The sequence below is a fragment of the Mesorhizobium sp. M0500 genome, from assembly GCF_040321165.1.
GTDB lineage: Bacteria > Pseudomonadota > Alphaproteobacteria > Rhizobiales > Rhizobiaceae > Mesorhizobium.
Window position 1 is genome coordinate 109,900 of sequence record NZ_JAMYRB010000016.1, and the last position, 24,160, is coordinate 134,059.

Annotated in this window: 20 protein-coding genes and 1 other RNA gene; 18 read left to right on the plus strand and 3 right to left on the minus strand. The window is 63.2% G+C overall.

Going from position 1 to position 24,160, the window contains the following annotated elements:
* Nucleotides 1-19: 19 nt before the first annotated feature.
* The 6 genes from NKI70_RS24180 to NKI70_RS24205 all read left to right on the plus strand — a co-directional run bounded on the left by NKI70_RS24180 (nt 20) and on the right by NKI70_RS24205 (nt 8,700).
* On the plus strand, nt 20-1,903 hold the full coding sequence (locus NKI70_RS24180; RefSeq protein ID WP_352570296.1) for an extracellular solute-binding protein: 1,884 nt from the start codon (nt 20-22) through the stop codon (nt 1,901-1,903).
* Nucleotides 1,903-3,771, plus strand: coding sequence for an extracellular solute-binding protein (locus NKI70_RS24185; protein WP_352577505.1), 1,869 nt, complete (start codon nt 1,903-1,905; stop codon nt 3,769-3,771). Before NKI70_RS24180 ends, NKI70_RS24185 begins: the two co-directional genes overlap by 1 nt.
* A gap of 30 nt (nt 3,772-3,801) precedes the next feature.
* On the plus strand, nt 3,802-4,896 hold the full coding sequence (locus NKI70_RS24190; RefSeq protein ID WP_352570300.1) for a microcin C ABC transporter permease YejB: 1,095 nt from the start codon (nt 3,802-3,804) through the stop codon (nt 4,894-4,896).
* Entirely contained in the window at nt 4,896-6,035 is a 1,140-nt protein-coding gene (locus NKI70_RS24195) for an ABC transporter permease (RefSeq protein WP_352570302.1), read from the plus strand. The genes NKI70_RS24190 and NKI70_RS24195 overlap by 1 nt, the downstream gene beginning before the upstream one ends.
* Nucleotides 6,032-7,663, plus strand: coding sequence for an ABC transporter ATP-binding protein (locus tag NKI70_RS24200; RefSeq protein WP_352570304.1), 1,632 nt, complete (start codon nt 6,032-6,034; stop codon nt 7,661-7,663). Before NKI70_RS24195 ends, NKI70_RS24200 begins: the two co-directional genes overlap by 4 nt.
* A gap of 95 nt (nt 7,664-7,758) precedes the next feature.
* The gene (locus tag NKI70_RS24205; RefSeq protein ID WP_023676865.1) at nt 7,759-8,700 is read left to right on the plus strand and encodes a 2-hydroxyacid dehydrogenase; all 942 of its coding nucleotides are present in this window, start codon (nt 7,759-7,761) and stop codon (nt 8,698-8,700) included.
* A 24-nt stretch (nt 8,701-8,724) separates the two neighbouring features.
* Here the strand turns inward: NKI70_RS24205 and NKI70_RS24210 are convergent, their stop codons facing one another.
* From NKI70_RS24210 to NKI70_RS24220, 3 genes are read right to left on the minus strand one after another with little or no spacing between them, the layout of a single operon-like run.
* The gene (locus NKI70_RS24210) at nt 8,725-9,027 is read right to left on the minus strand and encodes a Dabb family protein (RefSeq protein ID WP_023676866.1); all 303 of its coding nucleotides are present in this window, start codon (nt 9,025-9,027) and stop codon (nt 8,725-8,727) included.
* 25 nt (nt 9,028-9,052) lie between these two features.
* Entirely contained in the window at nt 9,053-9,994 is a 942-nt protein-coding gene (nudC, locus tag NKI70_RS24215; RefSeq protein WP_352570306.1) for an NAD(+) diphosphatase, read from the minus strand.
* Between the two features lie 38 nt (nt 9,995-10,032).
* Nucleotides 10,033-10,452: an HIT family protein gene (locus NKI70_RS24220; protein ID WP_023676868.1), complete on the minus strand. Its 420-nt coding sequence runs from the start codon at nt 10,450-10,452 to the stop codon at nt 10,033-10,035.
* A 359-nt stretch (nt 10,453-10,811) separates the two neighbouring features.
* Here NKI70_RS24220 and ffs point away from each other — a divergent pair.
* From ffs to NKI70_RS24280, 12 genes are all read left to right on the plus strand, one after another.
* An RNA gene (gene ffs / locus NKI70_RS24225) (signal recognition particle sRNA small type) lies at nt 10,812-10,908 on the plus strand.
* Between the two features lie 104 nt (nt 10,909-11,012).
* Nucleotides 11,013-12,833, plus strand: a complete 1,821-nt coding sequence (locus NKI70_RS24230) for a DNA polymerase III subunit gamma/tau (RefSeq protein WP_352570308.1) — start codon at nt 11,013-11,015, stop codon at nt 12,831-12,833.
* A gap of 32 nt (nt 12,834-12,865) precedes the next feature.
* The gene (locus NKI70_RS24235) at nt 12,866-13,189 is read left to right on the plus strand and encodes a YbaB/EbfC family nucleoid-associated protein (RefSeq protein WP_023676870.1); all 324 of its coding nucleotides are present in this window, start codon (nt 12,866-12,868) and stop codon (nt 13,187-13,189) included.
* Between the two features lie 289 nt (nt 13,190-13,478).
* Nucleotides 13,479-14,417: a cell wall hydrolase gene (locus NKI70_RS24240; RefSeq protein ID WP_352724970.1), complete on the plus strand. Its 939-nt coding sequence runs from the start codon at nt 13,479-13,481 to the stop codon at nt 14,415-14,417.
* Between the two features lie 335 nt (nt 14,418-14,752).
* Nucleotides 14,753-15,358, plus strand: coding sequence for a recombination mediator RecR (gene recR, locus NKI70_RS24245; protein WP_352448580.1), 606 nt, complete (start codon nt 14,753-14,755; stop codon nt 15,356-15,358).
* A gap of 178 nt (nt 15,359-15,536) precedes the next feature.
* The gene (locus tag NKI70_RS24250; protein WP_352570312.1) at nt 15,537-16,808 is read left to right on the plus strand and encodes a lytic murein transglycosylase; all 1,272 of its coding nucleotides are present in this window, start codon (nt 15,537-15,539) and stop codon (nt 16,806-16,808) included.
* Between the two features lie 201 nt (nt 16,809-17,009).
* Nucleotides 17,010-18,653, plus strand: a complete 1,644-nt coding sequence (locus tag NKI70_RS24255; RefSeq protein ID WP_352570314.1) for an ABC transporter substrate-binding protein — start codon at nt 17,010-17,012, stop codon at nt 18,651-18,653.
* A gap of 31 nt (nt 18,654-18,684) precedes the next feature.
* Complete coding sequence (locus NKI70_RS24260; RefSeq protein WP_023676874.1) at nt 18,685-19,752, plus strand: ABC transporter permease; 1,068 nt, start codon at nt 18,685-18,687, stop codon at nt 19,750-19,752.
* A gap of 13 nt (nt 19,753-19,765) precedes the next feature.
* Nucleotides 19,766-20,686, plus strand: coding sequence for a nickel transporter permease (gene nikC, locus NKI70_RS24265; RefSeq protein ID WP_352724971.1), 921 nt, complete (start codon nt 19,766-19,768; stop codon nt 20,684-20,686).
* Nucleotides 20,687-20,696: 10 nt separating this feature from the next.
* Nucleotides 20,697-21,530, plus strand: a complete 834-nt coding sequence (locus NKI70_RS24270) for an ABC transporter ATP-binding protein (protein WP_352698168.1) — start codon at nt 20,697-20,699, stop codon at nt 21,528-21,530.
* On the plus strand, nt 21,527-22,273 hold the full coding sequence (locus NKI70_RS24275; protein ID WP_352698166.1) for an ABC transporter ATP-binding protein: 747 nt from the start codon (nt 21,527-21,529) through the stop codon (nt 22,271-22,273). Before NKI70_RS24270 ends, NKI70_RS24275 begins: the two co-directional genes overlap by 4 nt.
* 478 nt (nt 22,274-22,751) lie before the next feature.
* Nucleotides 22,752-24,029, plus strand: coding sequence for a 4-aminobutyrate--2-oxoglutarate transaminase (locus tag NKI70_RS24280; RefSeq protein ID WP_352448587.1), 1,278 nt, complete (start codon nt 22,752-22,754; stop codon nt 24,027-24,029).
* The last annotated feature ends 131 nt before the right edge of the window (nt 24,030-24,160 follow it).

Consider the following 24,160-nt stretch of genomic DNA (forward strand, 5'->3'; position numbering starts at 1 on the left):
ATCGCGAAGAGGAGAACGCATGACGGTTGGCCGAGCGCGGACGCTTCTGAAATCAGTGCTGATGCTGGCCGCTTTTGCCGGCGGATTGCAGGCGGCCTTCGCGGACGAATGGCGTACGACCTCCTCGCTGATCGGCGAATCCAAATACGGCGACAACTTCCAGCACTACGACTACGTCAATCCGGATGCGCCGAAGGGCGGCACAGTGAACTCAGTGGTGCTCGGCACGTTCGACAGCTTCAACCCCTATATCGTGCAGGGTTCGCCGGCCGCCGGCTTCGCGCAGTTCGGCGGCGGCCTGCTCTACGACACGTTGATGGAGCAGGCGACCGACGAGGGCAGCACCAGCCATCCGCTGATCGCCGACGCCTACAAATATCCGGCCGACTATTCCTCGGCGACCTACCGGCTCGATCCGCGGGCGAAATGGCATGACGGCCAGCCGATCACCACCGAGGACGTGATCTGGTCGTTCCAGGTGCTGAAGGCCAACAGCCCGATGTACAGCCGCTATTTCGAAAACGTCACCGACTCCGTCGCGGTGTCCGACCGCGAGGTCGAATTCCACTTCAGCCAGAAGGGCAACCGGGAGCTACCGAAGATCATCGGCGATCTCGTTGTGCTGCCCAAGCACTGGTGGGAAGGCACCGACGCCAACGGCAAGAAGCGCGACGTCACAAAGCCGACGCAGGAGCCGCCGCTCGGCTCCGCCGCCTACAAGATCGCCAGCTTCAAGCCTGGCTCCGAAATCATCTGGCAGCGCGTGCCCGATTACTGGGCGGCCAAGCTGCCCGTAAAAATCGGCCGCGAGAATTTCGACAGGCAGCGTTTCACCTATTTTCTCGACGACAATGCCGCCTGGCAGGCCTTTACCAAGGGCGGGCTGGACGACATCAAGCCGGAGAACAGTTCGAGGCGCTGGAACACGGCCTATAATTTCCCGGCAGTTCAGGCCGGCGACGTCATCAAGAAGGAATTCAAGACCGCGTCGCCCGAACCGATGCAGGCCTTCATGCTCAACACCAGGCGCCCGCTGTTCCAGGATCGCCTGGTGCGCGCCGCGTTGATGTATCCGTTCGATTTCGAGACGATGAACCGGACCCTGTTCTTCGGTTCCAACACCCGCACCAGCAGCTATTTCCAGGGCACCGAACTGGCGTCGAGTGGCCTGCCGCAGGGCAAGGAACTCGAAATCCTCGAGCAGTACCGTGACAAGCTGCCGCCTGAAGTCTTTACCCAGGAATTCAAGCTGCCGGTCTACGACAACCCGCAGGCTGAGCGCAAATACCTGAAGACCGCGGTCGATCTGTTCGCCAAGGCAGGCTGGATCATCAAGGGCGGCAAGATGGTCAACGCCAAGACCGGCGAACCGTTCAAATTCGAGATCCTCGGTTGGAACGACACCGACCAGGTCATCGCCAGCCCGTATATCGCCAATCTGCGCAAAATCGGCGTCGACGCAACGCTGCGCCTGATCGACCAAACCCAGTATATCAACCGAGTCACCCACTTCGACTTTGACGTGGTCACTTCGATACTCGGGCAGTCGGACTCTCCCGGCAATGAACAGCGCGATTTCTGGAGTTCCAAGGCCGCCGATTCGCCGGGATCGCGCAATTACGCCGGCATCAAGAATCCGGTCGTCGATGCGCTGGTCGACCGCATCATCTTTGCCACCGACCGCGACGATCTGGTTGCCGCCACCCATGCGCTCGACCGGGTGCTGCTGTGGAACTACTATGTCGTGCCGCAATATTACCGCGCCGTGGTTTGGCTGGCCTACTGGAACAAGTTCGGTATGCCGGAGAAACAGCCCGCCTATAGCGGCGTCGACCAGAATTCCTGGTGGATCGACCCGGACAAGGAAAAAGCGCTGGCCGCCAAATACAAGAGTGGCAATTGATGGCGGCGCTGCCCCGTCGCGATTTCCTGGCCCTTGGCGGTGCGGCCGCCGCTGCAGCGCTGCTGCCCGGCCGGGCTTTCGCCGCCATCCCGACCGGCGTGAAACTGCACGGGCTGTCTGCCTTCGGCGATCTCAAATATCCTCCGGATTTCACGCATTTCGACTATGTCAATCCAGACGCTCCCAAGGGCGGCCGGATGAATTTCGGCCCGCCGAACTCCACCCTCAATCAGAGCTTTCTGACTTTCAACACGTTGAACTCGCTGGTGTTGAAGGGGGATTCGCCGCCGCGCACCGAGCTCTGTTTCGATTCGCTGATGGCAAGGGCGCTCGATGAGCCGGATGCGGTCTACGGCGTGCTTGCCGAATTCGTTACCTTGTCGCAGGACCGCAACGGCTTCCGCTTCAGCCTGCGGCCACAAGCGCGCTTCCATGACGGCTCGCCGCTGACGGCTGAGGACGTTGCCTTCGCCTTGAACCTCTACAAAGACCGGGGACACCCGAACCTTTCCCAAGCGCTGCGGCATATGACGGATGCGGTCGCAATCGATCCGCTTACTGTCAGCCTTACCTTCAACGGCAAACAGTCGGCGCAGAATATCCTCGCGATCGCCGTAATGCCGATCGTGTCCAAAGCCTTCTATACGGCCAATGATTTCGACGCCTCGACGATGACCCCGCCGCTCAGCTCCGGGCCGTACAAGATGGGACGGGTCGTGGCCGGGCAGACTATCGAATATGAACGCGTCGCCGATTATTGGGGGCGCGATCTCGCCGTGAACCGCGGGCTTAATAATTTCGACCGTATCCGTATCGATTTCTACCTTGATCGCCAGGCAGCGTTTGAAGCGTTCAAGAAAGGCGATACGCATTTTCGCGAGGAGTTCACCGCGCGCGTATGGGCGACCGGCTACGACTTTCCAGCGCTGAAGGATGGCAGGGTCGTCAAACGCGAATTTCCCGGCGAGAAATCGCCCGACATGCAGGCTGTCGCGCTGAACCAGCGCCGGCCGCAATTCCGCGATGTGCGCGTGAGACAGGCGATCGCCTATTGCTTCGATTTCGAATGGACCAAGCGGGTACTGTTTTTCGGCTCCTACGAGCGCTCGCAATCGAACTTCGAACGATCGGACTACAAGGCCGAGGGCCCGCCCTCGCCCCAGGAATTGAAACTGCTGGAGCCGTTTCGAGCCGAGTTGCCGCCGGAAACCTTCGGCGAACCGGTGGTGCAACCCGTCTCGGACGGTTCCGGTCACGACCGTAAGGTGCTGCGCGAAGCTTCGAGACTGCTTGCCGAAGCCGGCTGGAAGCGAGCGGGCAATTTCGTCGTCAATGAGAAGGGCGAGCGACTGCGGGTGGAAATGCTGGCCGAGGACGAGGGTCTCGTTCGCATTTTCGCGCCGTGGTCCGAGAATATGAAGGCGATTGGCATCGACGCTTCGATCCGGCAGGTCGATTCGACGCAATTTGAAGCGCGGCAAAGCAACTACGATTTCGATTTCAACATGCTACATTGGTTGATCGGGGCGACGCCTACTGCCGACGGCCTGGAAATCCTCTACAATTCCCGGATGGCGAAAACGCCGGGGATGCGCAACTATCCGGGTACGGAAAGCAAAGCCATCGACGCGCTGATCGAGGCAGCCGGCAAGGCGCAGAGCCGGATCGAACTCGTCACCGCGCTCAACGCGCTCGATCGGGTCTTGCGCGCGCGGCTAGACTGGATTCCAACATATCATCTGGCGAATCACCGGGCTGCCTTCTGGGATATGTTCGGCTTTCCCGCTCAAAAGCCGGATTACGACTTTCCGGTCGAGACGCTGTGGTGGTTCGACAAAGACAAGGCGGCAAAAATTGGCAAAGCCTGAGATTTTCGCACAAGCGAGGCAGAGAGCCTGATGGGCGCCTATATACTGCGCCGTATCCTGCTGATGATCCCGACCCTGTTCGGCATCATGGCGGTGTCGTTCGCCGTCATCCAGTTCGCGCCGGGCGGGCCGGTCGAGCAGGTCATCGCCAGGCTGACCAACCAGGGCGGCAGCGATCGCCTCGGCGGCGGCGGCGGTGATGCTGGCGGCGCCAATTTCGACGTCGCCGGCGACGTCGGCTCGAAATACCGCGGCGCGCAAGGGCTCGACCCGGAATTCATCAAGAAGCTGGAGAAGCAGTTCGGTTTCGACAAGCCGCCGCTCGAGCGCTTCGGCATGATGCTGTGGAACTATCTCCGCTTCGATTTCGGCGACAGCTATTTCCGCGACATATCGGTGCTCGACCTGATCCTGGAAAAGATGCCGGTGTCGATCTCGATCGGGCTGTGGATCACGCTTTTGTCCTATCTGATCTCGATCCCGCTCGGCATCCGCAAGGCGGTCAAGGACGGCTCCACCTTCGACGTCTGGACCAGCGGCGTCGTCATCGTCGGCTACGCCATTCCCGGGTTTCTGTTCGGCATATTGCTGATGGTGCTGTTTGCCGGCGGCTCGTTCTGGGACTGGTTTCCGCTGCGCGGCATCACCTCCGACAATTGGGACCAGCTGTCGTGGCCGGCGCGGATCGTCGACTATTTCTGGCATATGACCTTGCCGCTGACCGCGCTGGTATTGTCGGCCTTCGCCACGACGACGCTTTTGACCAAGAATTCCTTCCTCGAGGAAATCCGCAAGCAATATGTGGTCACAGCCCGCGCCAAGGGCCTGTCGGAGCGGCAGGTGCTTTATGGCCACGTCTTCCGCAACGCCATGCTGATCGTCATCGCCGGTTTTCCCGGTGCTTTCATCTCGGCCTTCTTCACCGGCTCGCTGCTGATCGAGAACATATTTTCGCTCGACGGCCTCGGCCTGCTCGGCTTCAACTCGGTGGTGCAGCGCGACTATCCGGTGGTGTTCGCCAATCTCTTCATCTTCTCGCTGCTTGGCCTGTTCGTCGGGCTTTTGTCCGATCTGATCTATACCTGGGTCGATCCACGCATCGATTTCGAGCGGAGAGACGTCTGATGGCGCAGGCCACAGCCGAAACGGCGCCGGCACGGATCGCGCGGCCCTTTCTGTCGCCGCTCAACCAGCGGCGCCTGCAGAACTTCAAGTCCAACCGGCGCGGCTACTGGTCGTTGTGGATATTCCTGTTCCTGTTCGTGCTGTCGCTGGTTTCGGAATTGGTCGCCAACGACAAGCCGATCATCGCCTCCTACAAGGGCGAGATCCTGTTTCCGGTCCTGGTCGCTTATCCCGAGGAGAAGTTCGGCGGCTTCTATGCGGTCACCGACTACCGCGACCCGGTGATCCAGGACGAGATCAACGCCAATGGCTGGATGGTCTGGCCGCCGGTGCGCTACTCCTACCAGACCGTCAACAACGCTATTCCCGAAGCAGCACCGACCAAGCCGTCCTGGCTCTACGACAAGAAGACGCGCTGCAACCAGTATCCGAAAGGCGAGGCAGACCCCAATTGCAACGTCGGCAACTGGAACTGGCTGGGCACCGACGACCAGGCCCGCGACGTGCTGGCGCGCGTCATCTACGGCTTCAGGATATCGGTGCTGTTCGGCCTGATCCTGACCGCCGGCTCGGCGCTGATCGGCGTGGCGGCCGGCGCTCTGCAGGGCTATTTCGGCGGCTGGACCGACCTCCTGTTCCAGCGTTTCATCGAGATCTGGTCGGCGATCCCGGTGCTGTATCTGCTCTTGATCGTCGCCGCCATCCTGCCGCCCGGCTTCTTCATCCTGCTCGGATTGATGCTGCTGTTCTCCTGGGTGGCACTGGTCGGCGTGGTGCGGGCCGAGTTCCTGCGCGCCCGCAATTTCGAATATGTCAACGCGGCGCGCGCGCTCGGCGTATCCAATGTCACCATTATGTTCCGGCATCTGCTGCCCAACGCCATGGTGGCGACGCTGACCTTCCTGCCCTTCCTGCTCAGCGGCTCGATTTCGACGCTGACCTCGCTCGACTATCTCGGCTTCGGCCTGCCGCCCGGCGCCGCCTCGCTGGGTGAGTTGCTGAAGCAGGCACAGCGCAATCTCAACGCGCCCTGGCTCGGCATTTCCGGCTTCGTCGTCATCTCGCTGATGCTGTCGCTGCTGGTCTTCGTCGGCGAGGCCACCCGCGACGCCTTCGATCCGCGCAAGACGTTCAGATGAGCGACACCCCGCTGCTCTCGGTCCAGGACCTCAGCGTCGCCTTCACGCAAGGCGGCGACCAGTCGATCGCCGTCGACCATATTTCCTTCGACCTCGCCAGGGGCGAGACGGTGGCGCTGGTCGGCGAATCCGGCTCCGGCAAGTCGGTCACCGCGCTGTCGGTTCTGAAGCTGCTGCCCTATCCGACCGCCAGCCACCCGTCGGGAAAGATCCTGTTCCTCGGCGCCGACCTGCTTGCCGCCGACGAGAGAGACCTGCGCCGCGTGCGCGGCAACAAGATCACCATGATCTTCCAGGAGCCGATGACCTCGCTCAACCCGCTGCATACGATCGAGCAGCAGATCGTCGAGGTATTGAAGCTGCATCAGGGCCTGGGGGATCGCAAAGCCAAGGCGCGCACGCTGGAACTTCTGCACGAGGTCGGCATCCGCGAGCCGGAGAAGCGGCTCGACGCCTATCCGCACCAGCTTTCCGGCGGCCAGCGCCAGCGCGTCATGATCGCCATGTCGCTGGCCAACGAGCCTGAACTTTTGATCGCCGACGAGCCGACGACGGCGCTCGACGTCACCGTCCAGGCGCAGATCCTCGAGCTGCTCGCCGGCCTGAAAAGCCGCAAGAACATGTCGATGCTGTTCATCACCCACGATCTCGGCATCGTCAGGAAGATCGCCGACCGGGTCTGCGTGATGACCAAGGGCAAGATCGTCGAGACCGGCCCGACCAAGGAGATATTCGCCAATCCGCAGCACGCCTACACGCGGCATCTGCTTGCCGCCGAGCCGAAAGGCAAGCCGCCGGCGGCCAACCAGGCCGCCAAGCCGGTGATGGTCGGCAAGGACGTCAAGGTCTGGTTTCCGATCAAGAAGGGCTTCTTCCGGCGCACCGTCGACAATGTGAAGGCGGTCGACGGCATCGACGTCACCGTGCGGGCCGGCCAGACGCTTGGCGTCGTCGGCGAATCCGGCTCAGGCAAGACGACGCTCGGCCTGGCGCTGGCCAGGATGATCTCGTCGACCGGGACCATCCAGTTCAACGGACGCGGCATCAATCAGCTGTCCTTCAACGAAATGCGGCCGCTGCGGCGCGAGTTGCAGATCGTCTTCCAGGATCCGTTCGGTTCGCTCAGTCCGCGCATGTCGGTCGCCGAGATCATCGAGGAAGGGTTGAAGATCCACGAGCCGAAGCTGTCTCCTGATGGGCGCGACGAGCGTGTCGTCGACGTGCTGAAGGAAGTCGGCCTCGATCCGGCGACGCGCAACCGCTATCCGCACGAATTCTCCGGCGGCCAGCGCCAGCGCGTCGCCATCGCGCGCGCCATGGTGCTCAACCCGCGTTTCGTCATGCTGGACGAGCCGACCTCGGCGCTCGACATGAGCGTGCAGGCGCAGGTCGTCGACCTCTTACGCAGCCTGCAAGCCAAGCACGACCTCGCCTACCTCTTCATCAGCCACGATCTGAGGGTCATCCGCGCGCTCGCCAACGAAGTCATCGTCATGCGTAACGGCAGGATCGTCGAGGCCGGTCCTTCCGAACAGATTTTCGGCAACCCGCGGACCGACTACACAAAGGCGTTGATCTCGGCCGCCTTCAAGATCGAAACGGCGCCGGTCGGCATCGTCAGCGAGTAGATTTTCGCCAGAGATCATGCACAAAATCAAAACACTGCCGCGCCTTGCGCGTCGGAACGCGAACGCTGTTGGTAAAAAGGGAAAAACAATCCACAATGGAAAAAGGCCGCATCCTGCTTGCCCTCACCGGTATTCATCCGCTGCGCTGGCGCGAACTGCTGTCGGCGGAGCGCGAGGTGGTGCTCGAGCCGAATGGCGCCGGCGATCCCTCGATTACCTATGCTGTGGTGTGGAAACAGCGGCCGAACCTGTTGTCGTCGCTGCCCAATCTGCGCGCCATCTTCTCGATCGGCGCCGGCGTCGACCACATCTTCGCCGATCCCACCTTGCCCGACGTACCGGTCGTCAAGGTGGTGGCCGACAACCTGACCCAGTACATGACCGAATACGTCGTCTGGCGGGTGCTCGACCACCATCGCCAAGGCATGCTCTACCGCGCCCAGCAGCAGAAGAAGATCTGGCATGAACCGCAGCAGCGGCCGGCCAGCGACATCTCGGTCGGCATTATGGGGCTCGGCACGCTTGGCCGCGCGGCGGCATCGGTGCTGTTGTCGCTCGGCTTTCCCGTCAATGGCTGGTCGCGCAGCGATCGGCCGATGCAAGGTGTCTCGACTTACGCGGGCGAGGCCGGCCTGATCCCGTTCCTAAACGCCACCGACATCCTGGTGGTGCTGCTGCCGCTGACGCCGCAGACGCACGGTATCATCAACCACGGCGTGCTGAAGGAGCTGCGGAAGCGCAACGGCCTCGGCGGCTCAGTGCTGATCAATGCCGGGCGCGGCAGGCTGCAGAAGGACGCCGACATTTTGCGCGCGCTGGACGACGGCACGCTGAAGGAAGCCAGCCTCGACGTTTTCGAGGTCGAGCCGCTGCCGAAGACCAGCCCGCTATGGAGCCACCCCAAAGTGTTCGTGACGCCGCATGCGGCGGCAACTTCCGATCCGGTCCACCTGGCGCCGATCATGCTGCGCCAGATGGATGCTTTCGAGAGCGGCGAACCGCTGGAAAATGTGGTGGATCGCGACGCCGGGTATTAATTTTTAGAGCGCCGCTTTCCAGTCTCAGCCCCAGCCGAGCGGCACGTAGTCGATCTCCATAAACGCCTCGACTTCCGGGATCCAGCGGTCGCGGACGAAGGCGACGTGGTCGGGATGGTCGTTGTAGCCGGAATAGGCCCGCTGATCGGCGAACTCCATCGAGAAGCCGAAGCGGTAGTCGTTCTTGGGACTGACCTGCCGCAACTGCTCGAAATGCGTGACGCCCTTTATCGCCGTGAGAATCCTCTTGGCGTCGGCGAGGAACCGTTTTTCCTCGAGCGAATGCGGCGGGTGTTTCAGCGTGAACACGACGGTGTGACGGATCATTTTTTGCTCCTGCGATATCTTCGTGTCACGCGCTGTCAGCCCAGGCGCGGATGAGGTTATAGGCGATCGCCCCCTTCGGCGGTGTCATCAGGCCGCCCGGATGCTCGCGGGCCAGCATCAAGAGCACCTCGTCGCGAAAGAACCAGCGGCAATCTTCCAGCTCGTTGAGGTCGGGCTGGATATCGTCGTTGAGCGGTTCGCCGAAGCAGCCGATCATCAGCGAATAGGGAAACGGCCAGGGCTGGCTGGCGTGGTAGACGACACGGCCTAGCCGGATGCCGGCTTCCTCCAGCGTTTCGCGGCGCACCGCCGCCTCGATCGTCTCGCCCGGCTCGATGAAACCGGCGAGCGCCGAATACATGCCGGGCCCGAAATGCCGGCCGCGGCCGAGCAGGCATTTTTCGCGTGTTGCCGTCAGCATGATCGCCACCGGGTCGGTGCGCGGAAAGTGCTCCGTACCGCAGGCCGGGCAATGCCGCTTGTAACCGCCCGCCCGCATCTCGGCTTCGGTGCCGCATTTGCTGCAGAAGCGATGGCTGGCATGCCAGGCGAGCAGCGCCGCCCCTTGCGCCAGCGCGCCGGCCGCCGCTTCGTCGATCAGCCCCTGCATATAGACCGAGCGATAGTCGATCGCCTTGATCGTCTCGGGAAGCTGCTCGGGCTCGACCCCGGCCGGCACCGCCAGCACCGGGCCGCTTTCGGAAAAACCGAGCAGGACGCCGTTTTCGAGCGACGCTTCGAGCGGTCGGCATTCGGCCACGCCGAACCAGGGGTCGAATGCGCCTTGCGCAAGCTTCAAATAGAGCCGGCCGCCACGCATCAGCAAAAGCCGCGCCGAGGGATCGGCGAGTGCCTTTTCGACGGAATCGTCGGCGCGGTTTTCGGACTGCCGGTCGATAATGTTGCCGGCGAAGCCGACGAACTGGCTCGGCTCGCGCAAGGGCGCGTCAAACAGGCGAAAGCTCATGCAGACTCGGGAAGGTTCAAGGTGGACACGGGAGAGGCTTATAGCGCTGCCTTGATCTTTTCCGCAAACTTGCGAAGGTCGGAGCGCTGATAGGGCTCGCGCAGGCCGTGCCCCCACACCGGGCCGGGCCAGCCGGGATCGCCTTCCGAGCGCGCAATGACGTGTACATGCAACTGGCGCACGATGTTGCCGAGTGCGCCGGTGTTGATCTTGGTGCAGCCGGTCACCCGCTTCAGCGCCAGCGCCACCATGTTGGTCTCGAAGGTCAGCATCGCCTGGTCCAGCGGCGTCATGTCGTGGATTTCCTCGATGCCCGGCCGCTGCGGCACCAGCAGCAGCCATGGCCAGCGGCGGTCGTTCATGACGCGCAATTCGCACAGGCCGAGCCACATCAACTGTTCGCTGTCGGCTTCCAGCTGGGCGTCAAGCGTGAATCCGGCCTTGAGGCCCGGCAGCATCGGCGTTTCCCTCACTTTTTGACGTTTTTTGAACTCCATCGACGCTAGAGCGGCTTCCGAAGGGCCGCAAGGGGCAGCAACCAACATTGGCCGTCGCGGCGCTGATTGTGCGCGAAGAAGTGAGGGCCCGGGCAAATTGCATCAGGTTGGCGCTGCCCCGCCGAGGTCGACGATTTTGATCGCGGCCACATTTTGTTCTTGCTTTGTGCCGGCAGCTATGCTACTAATTTCGCTATGGTGATTATTCGCACCAACGACCCGCCCGCCGAGGCGGGTTTTTGGTTTCAGCTTTCGCCGTCGCTCAAGGCCCCTATCATCCGCACTTGCATTTCATCGCCGGATTGCCGATATGGAGGCTGGGAGGTTGGTGGTGGACGGTCCACTCGCCAACCGGGTCAGGTCCGGAAGGAAGCAGCCCTAACGAGCCCGGAACGGGTCATTGTTCCAGCCTCCCGCCTCTTCGCCTTTTGCCCTGACATTGACGGCGCCAAGCCGAGCGGGCGAAACTATGCGCAGGAATCGGCCGCCTCCAGTGGCAGCCCTTGGAGCTTAACGGGCGAATGAGCGAAGCCGGAAACGAGGCCGGGAAATTGGACAAGCCTGCCGCCTACCGCGTGCTGGCGCGCAAATACCGACCGTCGAATTTCTCCGAACTGATCGGCCAGGAGCCGATGGTCCGCACGTTGACCAATGCCTTTGCCACCGGCCGCATCGCCCAGGCCTGGATGCTGACCGGCGTGCGTGGCGTCGGCAAGACGACGACCGCGCGCATACTCGCGCGGGCCCTGAACTACAAAACATCGACCGTCGACCAGCCGTCCGTCGACCTTGCCGTGCTCGGCGAGCATTGCCAGGCGATCATGGAAGGCCGGCATGTCGACGTCATCGAGATGGACGCCGCCTCGCATACCGGCATCGACGACATCAGGGACATCATCGAGCGTGTGCGCTACGCCCCGGTGTCGGCGCGCTACAAGGTCTACATCATCGACGAAGTGCACATGCTTTCCAACCAGGCCTTCAACGGCCTGCTGAAGACGCTGGAAGAGCCGCCGCCGCACGTCAAGTTCATCTTCGCCACCACCGAAATCCGCAAGGTGCCGATCACCGTCCTGTCGCGCTGCCAGCGTTTCGACCTCAGGCGCATCGATGCGGCAATGATCAAGGCCGACCTTGCCAGGATAGCCGGTCTGGAGGGCATCGAAGTCGAAGACGATGCGCTGGCGATGATCGCGCGCGCGGCCGAAGGCTCGATGCGCGATGCGCAGTCGATCCTCGACCAGGCGATCGCCCATGGCGGCGGCGCGGTCAGCGCCGAAGCGGTGCGTGCTATGCTCGGCCTTGCCGACCGTGCCCGCATCGTCGACCTGTTCGAACATGTCATGAAGGGCGACGTCGCCGCCGCACTTGCCGAATTCCGTGCCCAGTACGATACCGGCGCCGATCCTGCCGCGGTGCTGACCGACCTTGCCGAGTTCAACCATCTGGTCACCCGTCTGCGTTTCGTGCCGGCTGCCATCGACGACGCCTCGCTGTCCGAGGACGAGCGCCGGCGCGGCGCCGATTTCGCCAGCATGCTGTCGGTCAAGGTGCTGTCGCGGACGTGGCAGATGCTCTTGAAAGGTATTCCCGAGGTGCAGACCTCCAACCGCCCGGTCAGCGCCGCCGAGATGGTGCTGATCCGGCTGGCCCATGCCGCCGACCTGCCGACGCTGGACGAGGCGCTGAAATCGCTGGAGAACGGCGGTACCCTGCCGGGCACTGCGCCGCGCGTGAATGGCACGCCGGCAAGCCCCGGCCCCGCAAACCATGCGCCTGCAAGCGGTGGTGCCGGCGCCGTGGCGCAGGCGCGGATGCCGATGGCCAATGGCGGCGCCCAGACAATGCGTCTGGTCGAGGCCGAGCCGGTGCCGACCAACTTCGTTACTCCGCCGGAGCCGGCGGTCGAGGCGCCGCCGGTGCCGGTGAAATCGCTGGCCGACATTGTCGCCCTTGCCGACGCCCAGCGCGACATGGCCTTCAAGGTGTTGGTGAAGCGTTGCGTGCGCCTGGTGCGCGTCGAGCCCGGTCGTATCGACGTCAGCCTGACCGACGATGCGCCGAAGATGTTGCTCAACGATTTGACCGCCAAGCTGCGCGCCTGGACCGGCCGCAACTGGCTGGTGTCGCTGTCGAAGGAAGAGGGCGGCCAGACCTTGGCCGAGCTGGAATCGACAAAGCGCGAAAACGCCTTCCTCGATGCCAAGAGCGACCCGACGGTCGCCGCCATCCTGGCGCGCTTTCCCGGCGCCAAGATCATCGACGTGCGCATTCCCGACGCGCCGGAAGCCGACGAGGCCGACGTGCCGGTCGAGCCGCCGGCCGACGACGACGAAACCTGAAACAACCAGCACCAGCTGCAAAGGACCGTGCGATGAAAGACCTTCTCGGCATGATGGGCAAGGCAAAGGAAATGCAGGCCAAGTTCCAGGCCATGCAGGATGAGATCGCCACGCTGGAAGCCACCGGGCAGGCCGGCGGCGGCCTGGTCAGCGTCACGCTGACCGGCAAATTCGAGATGAAGTCGCTGAAGATCGACCCGTCGCTGTTCAAGGAAGACGAGGTCGAGATTCTCGAGGACCTGCTTCTCGCTGCCCACAACGACGCCAGGACCAAGGTCGAGCAGATCATGCAGGAGAAGACCAGGGCGCTGACCGCGGGCCTACCGATCCCGCCGGGAATGAAACTGCCGTTCTAAGGCTAGTGCATGTCGCGCAAAAGTGTGCAGCGGTTTTGCGATAACGACATGCATCAAAACAAGAACCTAAAGCGCGTCGCATGAGGCCGGTCGAACGCGACGCGCTAGTCAATCGGTATGCCGTTACAGTGGCCGAAGAGTGCAGCGGCCCAGTGCTCGCTCTACCGCCAGCTGTGTCTATTAGGCAACTCCCCACACTTAATAACGCTTTAGCCATCTTTTTGCCTGAAAGTGTCTCATTCTTGCCGCAACCAGAGGCGGGCTGGCAGCAGAATTGAGGGGACACCTGTTGATCTCTACCCGATGGAAGACGCCGTTGCGGCTCGGCGTCGTTATCTCGCCGCTGTTTTTGGCCGCTTGCAGTCAGACCGCCTCGCACGGCATGTCCAGCCTGACCGATGCTATTACGCCGAGTTTCCTGAGCTCGCGCTCCTACAATTCCACGCCGAAGGAAAAGGAGTGCCTGGAGCGGGCAATGTTCTTCGAGTCCAACCGGTCGAGCCGTGACGGCATGATTGCGGTCGGCACGGTGGTGATGAACCGGCTGCGGTCCGGCAATCACGGCAACACCATCTGCCAGGTCGTCGGCGAGCGCGGGCAGTTCGCGCCGGGCGTCATGACACGGCCGATGAATTCGAAGGCGATGCCCGACGTCGAGGAAGCCGCCGAGGCGGTGCTCAAGGGCGAGCGCAAAGCCAAGCTGAAGAACACCATGTTCTTCCACACCGCCGGCCTGCGCTTCCCCTACAAGAACATGCACTACACCATGGTCGCCGGCGGCAATGCCTTCTATGAAAAGCGCGGCCGCAACTGGCAGCCGCTGCCGGACGAACCGGTGGTCGCCATGGCCCAGGCCAAGCCGCAAGCGCCTGCCGCTCCGGCCATACTTGTCGCCTCGGCGGAGCCGGCACGCAGCGCCAAGCCGACATTCGCCAAAGCGACCTATGTGACCGCCGCGGCATCGCTGCCGGCAAAGCAGACAAGGGTGACTGCCGGGATGGCAACCGCGGCGAGGGCGACACCGGAGAAGCCGATGCTTGTGGCGCTGCAGGAACCAATGCAGGAGCCGGATGCGGCCCGTTTTGGCGGAACCGTGAGCGAGCGGCCTGTCACCTCCTTCCAGGCCGCGCCGGCAGAGCCGACAATGTCGTTCGAGGCGACGCCCGAGAACACCGACGCCATCGGCGCGATGATCGCCGGCCAGACCCGGCCACTGGAAGAAAACTGACGGCCCTAGTGGCTTGCAGTCGCTTCGGACAGACAAATACGTGGAGTCGGCGCCGCCCCTCATCGCCCTGCCGGGCACTTCTCCCCGTATAGTGACGGGGAGAAGGGGGACGGCCGCAATCCTGGCGTACATTCTGCAACGATGATGATTGGCGAAACCGTCGATAAGAGCGTTCCTCTCCCCGTCACTATACGGGGAGAGGTCGCCGGCAGGCGGGTGAGGGGCAGCGCCAACGCCCGGAAAAGGGTGACGGGCGAATTCAAGCCTGAAGCGATTGCCCGGTCGCCCGCCTCAGCAGAGTTCCAAAGCGTGCGGAAAAATCCTAAACCGGTGCGATGTCGAAGCGAATCGCCGGTCCCGAGATCGAACGCCTGATCCAGCTGCTGGCCAAGGTGCCGGGGCTCGGTCCGCGTTCGGCACGCCGCGCCGCGCTCCACCTCATCAAGAAGAAGGAACAGCTGCTGGCGCCGCTCGCCGCCGCCATGGGCGAGGCGGTCGACAAGGTGCGCATCTGCTCGACCTGCGGCAATGTCGATACCTCGGATCCATGCATGATCTGCACCGACCCCCGCCGCGACCCCACTACGCTCATCGTCGTCGAGGACGTGGCCGACCTTTGGGCGCTGGAGCGGGCGACAGCCATGAACGTGCGCTACCATGTGCTCGGCGGTACGCTGTCGCCGCTCGACGGCATTGGTCCTGATGAGCTAAACATCCGTTCGCTGGTCGATCGCGTCGCCGGCGGCGAAGTCAAGGAAGTGATCCTCGCCGTCAACGCCACGGTCGAGGGCCAAACCACCGCGCACTACCTCACCGACCAGCTTTCCGGCTTCGACATCAAGGTGACGCGCCTGGCGCACGGTGTTCCGGTCGGCGGCGAACTCGATTATCTCGACGAAGGCACGCTGGCCGCCGCACTGCGCTCGCGGACGGTGTTTTGAGGCGAGTTGCGGGGAGAGTGCTTCCGAGATGATTGCGTTCCGTCGCGCCCCCCTCTGTCCTGCCGGACATCTCCCCCTCCAGGGGGGAGATCGGCAGCCTCGACATCCCCGCCAAGCTTGCGACGTTGAAGATTGGCGAAAACAGACGCGACAGCCAATCTCCCCCCTGGAGGGGGAGATGTCCGGCAGGACAGAGGGGGGCGCGACAGAACGTCGGCTTTGTGGATTGGCGATCTTTCTTGCAGTCCTCTTTGCCTTCCTCCTCGCCACCCCCGCCTCGGCGGCAAAGATCGACGACCAGTTCCGCGCCTGGCTTGGCAACGACCTCTGGCCCGAAGCCAAGGCCAAAGGCATCTCCAGGAAAACCTTCGATGCCGCCTTCGAAGGCGTCAAGCCGAACCTGAAGCTGCCCGACCTGGTGAAGCCGGGCGAGAAGGCGACGACGCCGCAGAAGCAGCATCAGGCCGAGTTCGGTTCGCCGGGCGCCTATTTCGCTGAAAAGATAATCCGAACGGTGACCGCCGGCGGCCGCACCCGCGAGGCGACCAACGCTAGGACTCTTGCCGCGATCGAGAAACGCTACGGCGCGCCTGGCGAAGTGCTGCTGGCGATCTGGGGCCGCGAGAGCGGCTTCGGCGCGGCGAAGATGCCTTATGACGCCTTCGAGGTGCTGGGCACCAAGGCGTTCATGTCGACCAAGAAGGAATTCTTCCGCACCGAGCTCTTGGCTGCGCTCGCGATCGTCGAGCGCGGGCTTGCCCCGGTCGGCGCGATGAAATCGTCTTGGGCAGGCGCGCTTGGCCAGCCGCAGTTCATGCCGACATCGTTCCTCAAGCATGCCGTCGATTTCGACGGCGACGGCCGCACCGACATCTGGAATTCGACGCCCGATATACTGGCATCGATCGCCAATTATCTCGTCCATTATGGCTGGGTCAGGGGCCGCGGCTGGGGCTTCGAGGTGACTGTGCCGGACAGCGTCTCGTGCTCGCTCGAAGGTCCGGACCAGGGCAAGAAGATTTCCCAGTGGGCTGATATGGGCATCAGGCGTGTGTCGGGTAAACCGTTCCCGGCGAGCGAACTGAAAGCCGAGGGCTTTCTTTTGATGCCGGCCGGGCGTAGCGGCCCGGCCTTCATCGTCACCCCCAATTTCTATGTGCTGAAGCAGTATAACACCAGCGATCTCTATGCCCTGTTCATCGGCCATGGCGCCGATCGCATCGCCCATGGCGACAGCAATTTCTCGGGCAATTGGGGCGCGGTCGGCGGGCTCTACCGCTCCGACATCGCCGCCCTGCAGCGGGCGCTGGAAGCTAAGGGCTACGATGTCGGCAGCGCCGACGGCCTGCCTGGCTTCAAGACGCGCCGCTCGATCGGCAAATGGCAGGCCAGCAACGGCCGTTCCGCTACCTGCTTTCCCGACGCCGACCTGGTTACCGCGCTGAAATAGCCGGATTTTCGCACCGCCGGTCTGGCCCAATCGACCGTTCTGCAAATGCTCGTTGCCGCGCTCGAAACCGCCGGATATGGTGAACCGGAACCGCACAAAAAATTGCCAAGACAACGGTCCGGGGATCACCGTTCGACGCGGCAAGAAATGCCACAACCCTGAGCCGGGAACTCAGGTCAACAAAAACAGGGAACAGTTAAAATGATGATGGAAAAGTTTGCTCTACGCTCCCGCTTCTTGCTCGCGGGCGCGGCCATGTCCGCGCTGCTTCTGGCCGTTGCGCCTGCCTTCGCGGTCACGCCCGCCGACACGCTGGTCGAGGGTTTCGCCATCGACGACATCATCACCATGGATCCGGGCGAAGCATTCGAATTGTCGACCGCAGAGGTCACCGGCAACACCTATGATCTTCTGGTACGCCTCGACCTCAGCGACACATCCAAGGTCAAGGGCGATCTCGCCGAAAGCTGGAGCGTCTCCGACGACGGCCTGACCTACACATTCAAGCTCAAGCCCGGCCTCAAATTCGCCTCCGGCAATCCGATCACGGCGGCCGACGTCGCCTATTCGTTCGAGCGCGCCATCAAGCTCGACAAGAGCCCGGCCTTTATTATCGGCCAGTTCGGTATCGATGGCGGCAACGTCACCGAGAAGGCCAAGGCCGTTGATGACACGACGTTCCAGTTCACCGTCGACAAGGCCTATGCGCCGAGCTTCGTCTTGAACTGCCTTTCGGCGACCGTCGCTTCGGTCGTCGACGCCAAGCTGGTCAAGGAGCATGTCGCTGCGGTCACCCCGAGCGCCGACTACAAATGGGACAATGATTTCGGCAACGCCTGGCTGAAGACCGGCTATGCCGGCTCCGGTGCCTTCAAAATGCGCGAATGGCGGGCCAACGAGGCCGTCGTCCTTGAGCGCAACGACAATTACTACGGCGAAAAAGCCAAGCTTGCCCGCGTTATCTATCGCAACATGAAGGAAAGCTCGGGCCAGCGCCTGGCGCTCGAAGCCGGCGATATCGACGTCGCCCGCAATCTCGAGCCGAACGACCTCGATGCCATCGCCAAGAATGCCGACCTCACCACCACCAGCGCGCCGAAGGGCACGGTCTATTACATCAGCCTCAACCAGAAGAACCCGAACCTCGCCAAGCCCGAGGTTCGCCAGGCTTTCAAATATCTGGTCGACTACGACGCCTTGAGCACGACCATCCTCAAGGGCATCGGCGAGATCCACCAGACCTTCCTGCCCAAGGGCGTGCTCGGCGAACTGGACGAGAACCCGTTCAAGTTCGACGTCGCCAAGGCCAAGGAACTGCTCGCCAAGGCCGGCCTCGCCGACGGCTTCAGCGTCACCATGGACGTGCGTACCGGGCAGCCGACGACGGGCATGGCGGAATCGATCCAGCAGACGCTGGGACAGGCCGGCATCAAGCTGGAGATCATCCCCGGCGACGGCAAGCAGACGCTGACCAAATACCGCGCCCGCAACCACGACATCTATATCGGCCAGTGGGGCCAGGATTATTTCGATCCGAACTCCAACGCCCAGACCTTCGCCAGCAACCCCGACAATTCGGATGAAGGCAAGACCAAGACGCTGGCCTGGCGCAACGCCTGGGACATCCCGGACTTGACCAAGCAGACCGAAGCCGCCCTGCTCGAGAAGGACGCGGCCAAGCGCGCCGCAATGTACCAGGATCTCGAGAAGAAGATCCTCGATACCAGCCCCTTCGTCATCATCCACCAGCAGCTGGAAGTGGCCGGCCTGCGCAAGAACCTCAAGGGTTTTGCGCTCGGCCCGAGCTTCGACACCAACTTCGTCGGCCCCGTCTCGAAAGAGTGATGCCGGGGAGTGACGCCGGCGGACGCGCCGTATGAGTGTGGCTGAAAGCGAGGTGACGGCAGGGCGCGGCGGCGCCCGCGCCGTTGCCGTGGCCTCATCTATCGCCCGGTTCCTGGTCATCGCGATAACGACCTATCTCGGTCTGCTCGCGGTGACCTTCTTCATCGGCCGCGTGATCCCGATCGACCCGGTGTTGGCGGTGCTCGGCGACCGGGCGCCGGCCAACGTCGTCGAACGAACGCGCCGCGAGATGGGCCTCGACCTGCCGCTGGTCGAGCAGTTCTACATCTATGTCAAACATGCCCTGAACGGTGATTTCGGCACCTCGGTGCTGACCACCAATCCGGTGATGACCGATATCCGCCGCGCCTTTCCGGCGACGCTCGAACTGGCGACGTTGGGAACATTGATCGGTTCGGTGATCGGCGTGCCGCTTGGCGTGCTAGCCGCCGTGCGGCGCGGCAGCGTCATCGACCAGATCGTGCGCATCATCGGCCTTGTCGGCTATTCCGTGCCGATCTTCTGGCTGGGGCTGCTGGCGCTGGTGCTGTTCTACGCCAAGCTGCAATGGGTCGCCTTCCCCGGCCGGCTCGACGTCGTCTACGAATACACCTTCACGCCGATTACCGGCTTTTACCTGCTGGATGCGCTCTGGCAGCGGCAGTGGGACGTATTTGCCGATGCCTTCCGCCACATCATCCTGCCGGCCTCGCTACTCGGCTATTTCTCGCTCGCCTACATCAGCCGCATGACGCGCTCGTTCATGCTGAACGAACTCACCCAGGAATACATCGTCGCAGCGCGCGCCAAGGGCCTGTCGGAAACGCGCATCATCTGGGGTCACGCGCTGCGCAACGCCGCGGTGCCGATGGTCACGGTGATCGCTCTGTCCTATGCCGGGCTGCTCGAAGGCTCGGTGCTGACCGAGACAGTGTTTTCGTGGCCGGGCATCGGCCTCTATATCACCAACTCGCTGCAGAACGCCGACATGAATGCCGTGCTTGGCGGCACGATCATCATCGGCTCGGTCTTCATCGCCATCAATCTATTCTCCGACCTGCTCTACCGGCTGCTCGATCCAAGGACCAAGGCAGGATGAGGACCAAGACAGGATGAGCACGGAAGCGATTCAAAGCCGCCGCGACTGGCTGCTCAGCGAACGGCCGGCGTCGCGCGTGCAGGCGAGGCTCGGCCGCGCCTATGTGGCGTGGCGGCGCTTTTCGGCCAACCGGCTGGCGTTTCTCGGCCTGCTCATCATCATCGCCTTGTTGTTGGTCGCAGCCTTCGCCGATGTGCTGGCGCCCTATTCGCCGACATTCGGCGACCTCAAGGGCTCGCGGCTTCTGGCGCCGAGTGCGGCGCACTGGTTCGGCACCGACGATCTCGGCCGCGATATCTATTCGCGCATCATCTTCGGCTCGCGCTGGACACTGTACGTCGTCATTCTGGTTGCCATTATCGCCGCGCCCATCGGCTTGCTGGTCGGCACCGTCGCCGGTTACGCCGGCGGCTGGACCGATGCGATCCTGATGCGCATCACCGACATCTTTCTCGCCTTTCCGAAGCTGATCCTGGCGCTGGCCTTTGTCGCGGCGCTCGGCCCCGGCATCGAAAATGCCGTGCTTGCCATCGCCATCACCTCGTGGCCGCCCTATGCCCGCATTGCCCGCGCCGAAACGCTGACGGTGCGCAATTCCGATTATATCAAGGCGGTGCAATTGATGGGCGCCTCGCCGTTTCGCATCGTGCTTCGCCACATCATGCCGCTGTGCATCTCCTCGCTGATCATCAGGGTGACGCTCGACATGGCCGGCATCATCCTGACCGCGGCCGGCCTCGGCTTCCTCGGCCTCGGCGCGCAGCCGCCGCTGCCCGAATGGGGCGCGATGATCGCGTCGGGCCGCCGCTTCGTGCTCGACCAGTGGTGGGTGGCGGGTGCTCCGGGCTTTGCCATCCTCATCGTCAGCCTCGGCTTCAACCTGCTCGGCGACGGACTGCGCGACGCGCTCGATCCCCGAAGTGGCGACCAATGAGTGGCGACCAATGAGCACGCTTCTCGAAGTCAACGACCTGCGCGTTACCTTCCCGACGCGCACCGGCCTGATCGAGGCGGTGCGCGGCGTCTCCTTCTCGCTCGGCCGCGAGCGGCTCGGCATTGTTGGCGAGAGCGGTTCGGGCAAGTCGCAGACCGGCCGCGCCATCATGGGCGTCACCCCGCCGCAGGCCGAGGTGACCGCGAAGACGCTCGCTTTTGACGGCATCGACCTGCTGGCCGCCCCGCCGCGCGAGCGCCGCGCGCTGCGCGGCAAGCGTATCGCCATGATCCTGCAGGATCCGAAATATTCGCTCGACCCGGTGATGAGCATCGGCCGCCAGATCGTCGAGACGCTGCGCACGCATGAGAAGGTCTCCAAGGCCGAAGCCCGCGACCGCGCGCTGGCCATGCTGGAGGCTGTGCAGATCCGCGATCCGGCCCGTGTCTTCGACCTGCATCCGCACGAGGTTTCCGGCGGCATGGGCCAGCGCGCCATGATCGCCATGATGCTGATCGCCGGGCCGGAAATGATGATCGCCGACGAGCCGACCTCGGCACTCGACGTCACTGTCCAGCTCGACGTGCTCGGCATCCTCGACCGGCTGGTCAGCGAGCGCGGCATGGGGCTGATCTTCATCTCGCACGATCTGCGCCTGGTCTCGTCCTTCTGTGATCGTGTGATCGTCATGTATGCCGGCAAGGTGGTCGAACAGCTCAAAGCCTCGGAGCTCGGCCGCGCCCAGCATCCCTATACGCGCGGCCTGCTCAACTGCATGCCCAAGATCGGCGCCGACCGTCACCCGCTGCCGGTGCTCGACCGCAAGCCGGAGTGGGCAGCATGACGGCAGCCCTTTCCGTCGACAGGCTGGAGGTGGTCTTCGACCGCTTCCGCGCGTTGAAAGGCGTCAGCCTCGAGGTCGAATCCGGTGAATCCTTCGGCCTGGTCGGCGAGTCCGGCTCCGGCAAGTCGACGTTGCTCAGGGCAATCGCCGGCCTGGCGCCGGCCGCATCAGGCACCATCGCGGTCAACGGCAAAATGCTCGGCGCGCGTCGCGACAAGGCGTTCTACCGCGAGGTGCAGATGGTCTTCCAGGACCCGTACGGTTCGCTGCACCCGCGCCAGACCGTCGACCGCCTGCTTCAGGAGCCGCTCGCCATTCACGGCTTCGCCGACGGCGAAAAGCGCATCCAGCGGGCACTCGACGAGGTCGGCCTCGGCACCGGGTTCCGTTTTCGCTATTCGCATCAATTGTCCGGCGGTCAGCGCCAGCGCGTGGCGATCGCCCGCGCCCTGATTCTGGAACCGTCGATCCTGCTGCTCGACGAGCCGACCTCGGCGCTCGACGCTTCGGTGCAGGCGGAGGTGCTGAACCTGCTGGAAGAGATCAGGCGCCGCCGCAAGCTGACCTTCCTGATGGTCAGCCACGACCTAGCCATCATCACCCACATGTGCGAACGGCTGATGGTGATGCAGAACGGCGAGGCAATGGAGAATCTGACCGCGGACGATCTTGTCGAACGCCGTGTCACCAAGGACTATACGCGCAATTTGCTGAGGGCCAGCGAGGGGTTTGTGCGGACGTAGTTTAACATTCCAGGTCGCGCTCTGTCGCGCCCCCCTCTGTCCTGCCGGACATCTCCCCCTCAAGGGGGGAGATCATTCGCTCTACCGCTTTCGCCAATGACAAACGCCGGAAGGCTGGCGAGGCAACTGAAACTGCCAATCTCCCCCCTTGAGGGGGAGATGTCCGGCAGGACAGAGGGGGGCGCGAAGGAACTCAACTTCCGCCTTAGGCCCCGCTACCCTCCACAATGGCACTGCTATCTCCCGCCTCGCCCTCCGCCTCTTTCGGCTCCTTGACCTGAACCACGCCGAATAGCGCGCCGGCAGGAACAGCAGCATGATCGCTGCGCCGGCGATAGTGCCGGCCATCATCGCGTAGCTGCCGGACCGCAGGCCCAATCGCCCGCCGCCAGTGCCAACTTGAGGAAAACCTGAAATAAGCCCAGAAGAGTCTCAACAGCCATCAAACGAGAGCGGGCGCCGGCCCGGTGAGGGTACGATGACAAATTCAGCCATTTCCGAACGCAAGAGCCAGTCGATTTCGCGCGGCGTCGGCATGACCACTCAGATCTATGCCGATCGCGCCGAAAACTCGGAGATCTGGGATGTGGAAGGCCGCCGCTACATCGATTTCTCGTCCGGCATCGCCGTCGTCAACACCGGGCACCGTCACCCCAGGGTGATCGAAGCGGTCAAGGCGCAGCTCGACCGCTTCACCCACACTTGCTATCAGGTCGTGCCCTATGAGAGCTATATCAGGCTGGCCGAACGGCTGAATGGCATGCTGCCCGGCAAGTTCGACAAGAAGACGATTTTTGTCACCACCGGCGCCGAGGCGGTCGAGAACGCGATCAAGATTGCGCGCAACGCCACCGGCCGGCCGGCGGTCATCGCTTTTTCCGGCGGCTTTCACGGCCGCACCTTCATGGGCATGGCGCTGACCGGCAAGGTCGTGCCCTATAAGGTCGGCTTCGGCGCCATGCCGGCGGATGTCTTCCATGCGCCGTTCCCGGTTGCGCTGCACGGCGTGTCGGTCGCCGATTCGCTGGCTGCGCTCGACCGGCTGTTCAAGGCCGATGTCGATCCGGCCCGCGTCGCCGCGATCATCGTCGAGCCGGTGCAGGGCGAGGGCGGCTTCTACGAGGCGCCGCGCGATTTCATGACCGCATTGCGCAAGATCTGCGATCAGCACGGCATGCTGCTGATCGCCGACGAGGTACAGACCGGCTTTGCCCGCACCGGCAAGATGTTTGCCATGGACCACCACGAGGTGGCGGCCGACATCACCACCATGGCCAAGAGCCTGGCCGGCGGCTTCCCCTTGGCGGCGGTGACCGGGCGTGCCGAGATCATGGATGCGCCGAACCCCGGCGGACTCGGCGGCACCTATGGCGGCAGCCCGATCGGCGTCGCCGCGGCGCATGCCGTGCTCGACGTCATCGACGAGGAGAAGCTCTGCGACCGGGCCAACACGCTGGGCAACCGTCTGAAGCAGCGCCTGCAAGCGATCCGCGACGAAGCGCCGGAAATCGTCGATATCAGAGGCCCCGGCTTCATGAACGCGGTCGAGTTCAACGATGTGACGAAGGGGCTGCCGTCGCCGGAACTCGCCAATGCGGTCCGGCTGAAGGCGCTCGACAAGGGCCTGATCCTGCTCACCTGCGGCGTCTACGGCAACGTCATCCGCTTCCTCGCGCCGATCACCATTCAGGACGGAGTCATGAACGAGGCGCTCGACATTCTGGAAAGTTCGATCCGCGAGGCCCGCGCCGCCTGAGCGGCGAGGATATCGCCTAGATTCAACTGCGGCGAAGGCCGAGATAGGTGGAAAACCGCCGTTCAGCGCCCTATGCGAGCACGAAATTCGGCAGTCGAATTGGTGCGTGGAAACGGTGCGGAAGGCAACTG

What these genes read in the sequence shown, in the direction of transcription:
- NKI70_RS24180 (WP_352570296.1), top strand. Translation starts at nt 20, where the DNA reads ATGACGGTTGGCCGAGCGCGGACGCTTCTGAAATCAGTGCTGATGCTG.
- NKI70_RS24185 (WP_352577505.1), top strand. Translation starts at nt 1,903, where the DNA reads ATGGCGGCGCTGCCCCGTCGCGATTTCCTGGCCCTTGGCGGTGCGGCC.
- NKI70_RS24190 (WP_352570300.1), top strand. Translation starts at nt 3,802, where the DNA reads ATGGGCGCCTATATACTGCGCCGTATCCTGCTGATGATCCCGACCCTG.
- NKI70_RS24195 (WP_352570302.1), top strand. Translation starts at nt 4,896, where the DNA reads ATGGCGCAGGCCACAGCCGAAACGGCGCCGGCACGGATCGCGCGGCCC.
- NKI70_RS24200 (WP_352570304.1), top strand. Translation starts at nt 6,032, where the DNA reads ATGAGCGACACCCCGCTGCTCTCGGTCCAGGACCTCAGCGTCGCCTTC.
- NKI70_RS24205 (WP_023676865.1), top strand. Translation starts at nt 7,759, where the DNA reads ATGGAAAAAGGCCGCATCCTGCTTGCCCTCACCGGTATTCATCCGCTG.
- NKI70_RS24210 (WP_023676866.1), bottom strand. Translation starts at nt 9,027, where the DNA reads ATGATCCGTCACACCGTCGTGTTCACGCTGAAACACCCGCCGCATTCG.
- nudC (WP_352570306.1), bottom strand. Translation starts at nt 9,994, where the DNA reads ATGAGCTTTCGCCTGTTTGACGCGCCCTTGCGCGAGCCGAGCCAGTTC.
- NKI70_RS24220 (WP_023676868.1), bottom strand. Translation starts at nt 10,452, where the DNA reads ATGCTGCCGGGCCTCAAGGCCGGATTCACGCTTGACGCCCAGCTGGAA.
- NKI70_RS24230 (WP_352570308.1), top strand. Translation starts at nt 11,013, where the DNA reads ATGAGCGAAGCCGGAAACGAGGCCGGGAAATTGGACAAGCCTGCCGCC.
- NKI70_RS24235 (WP_023676870.1), top strand. Translation starts at nt 12,866, where the DNA reads ATGAAAGACCTTCTCGGCATGATGGGCAAGGCAAAGGAAATGCAGGCC.
- recR (WP_352448580.1), top strand. Translation starts at nt 14,753, where the DNA reads ATGTCGAAGCGAATCGCCGGTCCCGAGATCGAACGCCTGATCCAGCTG.
- NKI70_RS24250 (WP_352570312.1), top strand. Translation starts at nt 15,537, where the DNA reads ATGTCCGGCAGGACAGAGGGGGGCGCGACAGAACGTCGGCTTTGTGGA.
- NKI70_RS24255 (WP_352570314.1), top strand. Translation starts at nt 17,010, where the DNA reads ATGATGATGGAAAAGTTTGCTCTACGCTCCCGCTTCTTGCTCGCGGGC.
- NKI70_RS24260 (WP_023676874.1), top strand. Translation starts at nt 18,685, where the DNA reads ATGAGTGTGGCTGAAAGCGAGGTGACGGCAGGGCGCGGCGGCGCCCGC.
- nikC (WP_352724971.1), top strand. Translation starts at nt 19,766, where the DNA reads ATGAGCACGGAAGCGATTCAAAGCCGCCGCGACTGGCTGCTCAGCGAA.
- NKI70_RS24270 (WP_352698168.1), top strand. Translation starts at nt 20,697, where the DNA reads ATGAGCACGCTTCTCGAAGTCAACGACCTGCGCGTTACCTTCCCGACG.
- NKI70_RS24275 (WP_352698166.1), top strand. Translation starts at nt 21,527, where the DNA reads ATGACGGCAGCCCTTTCCGTCGACAGGCTGGAGGTGGTCTTCGACCGC.
- NKI70_RS24280 (WP_352448587.1), top strand. Translation starts at nt 22,752, where the DNA reads ATGACAAATTCAGCCATTTCCGAACGCAAGAGCCAGTCGATTTCGCGC.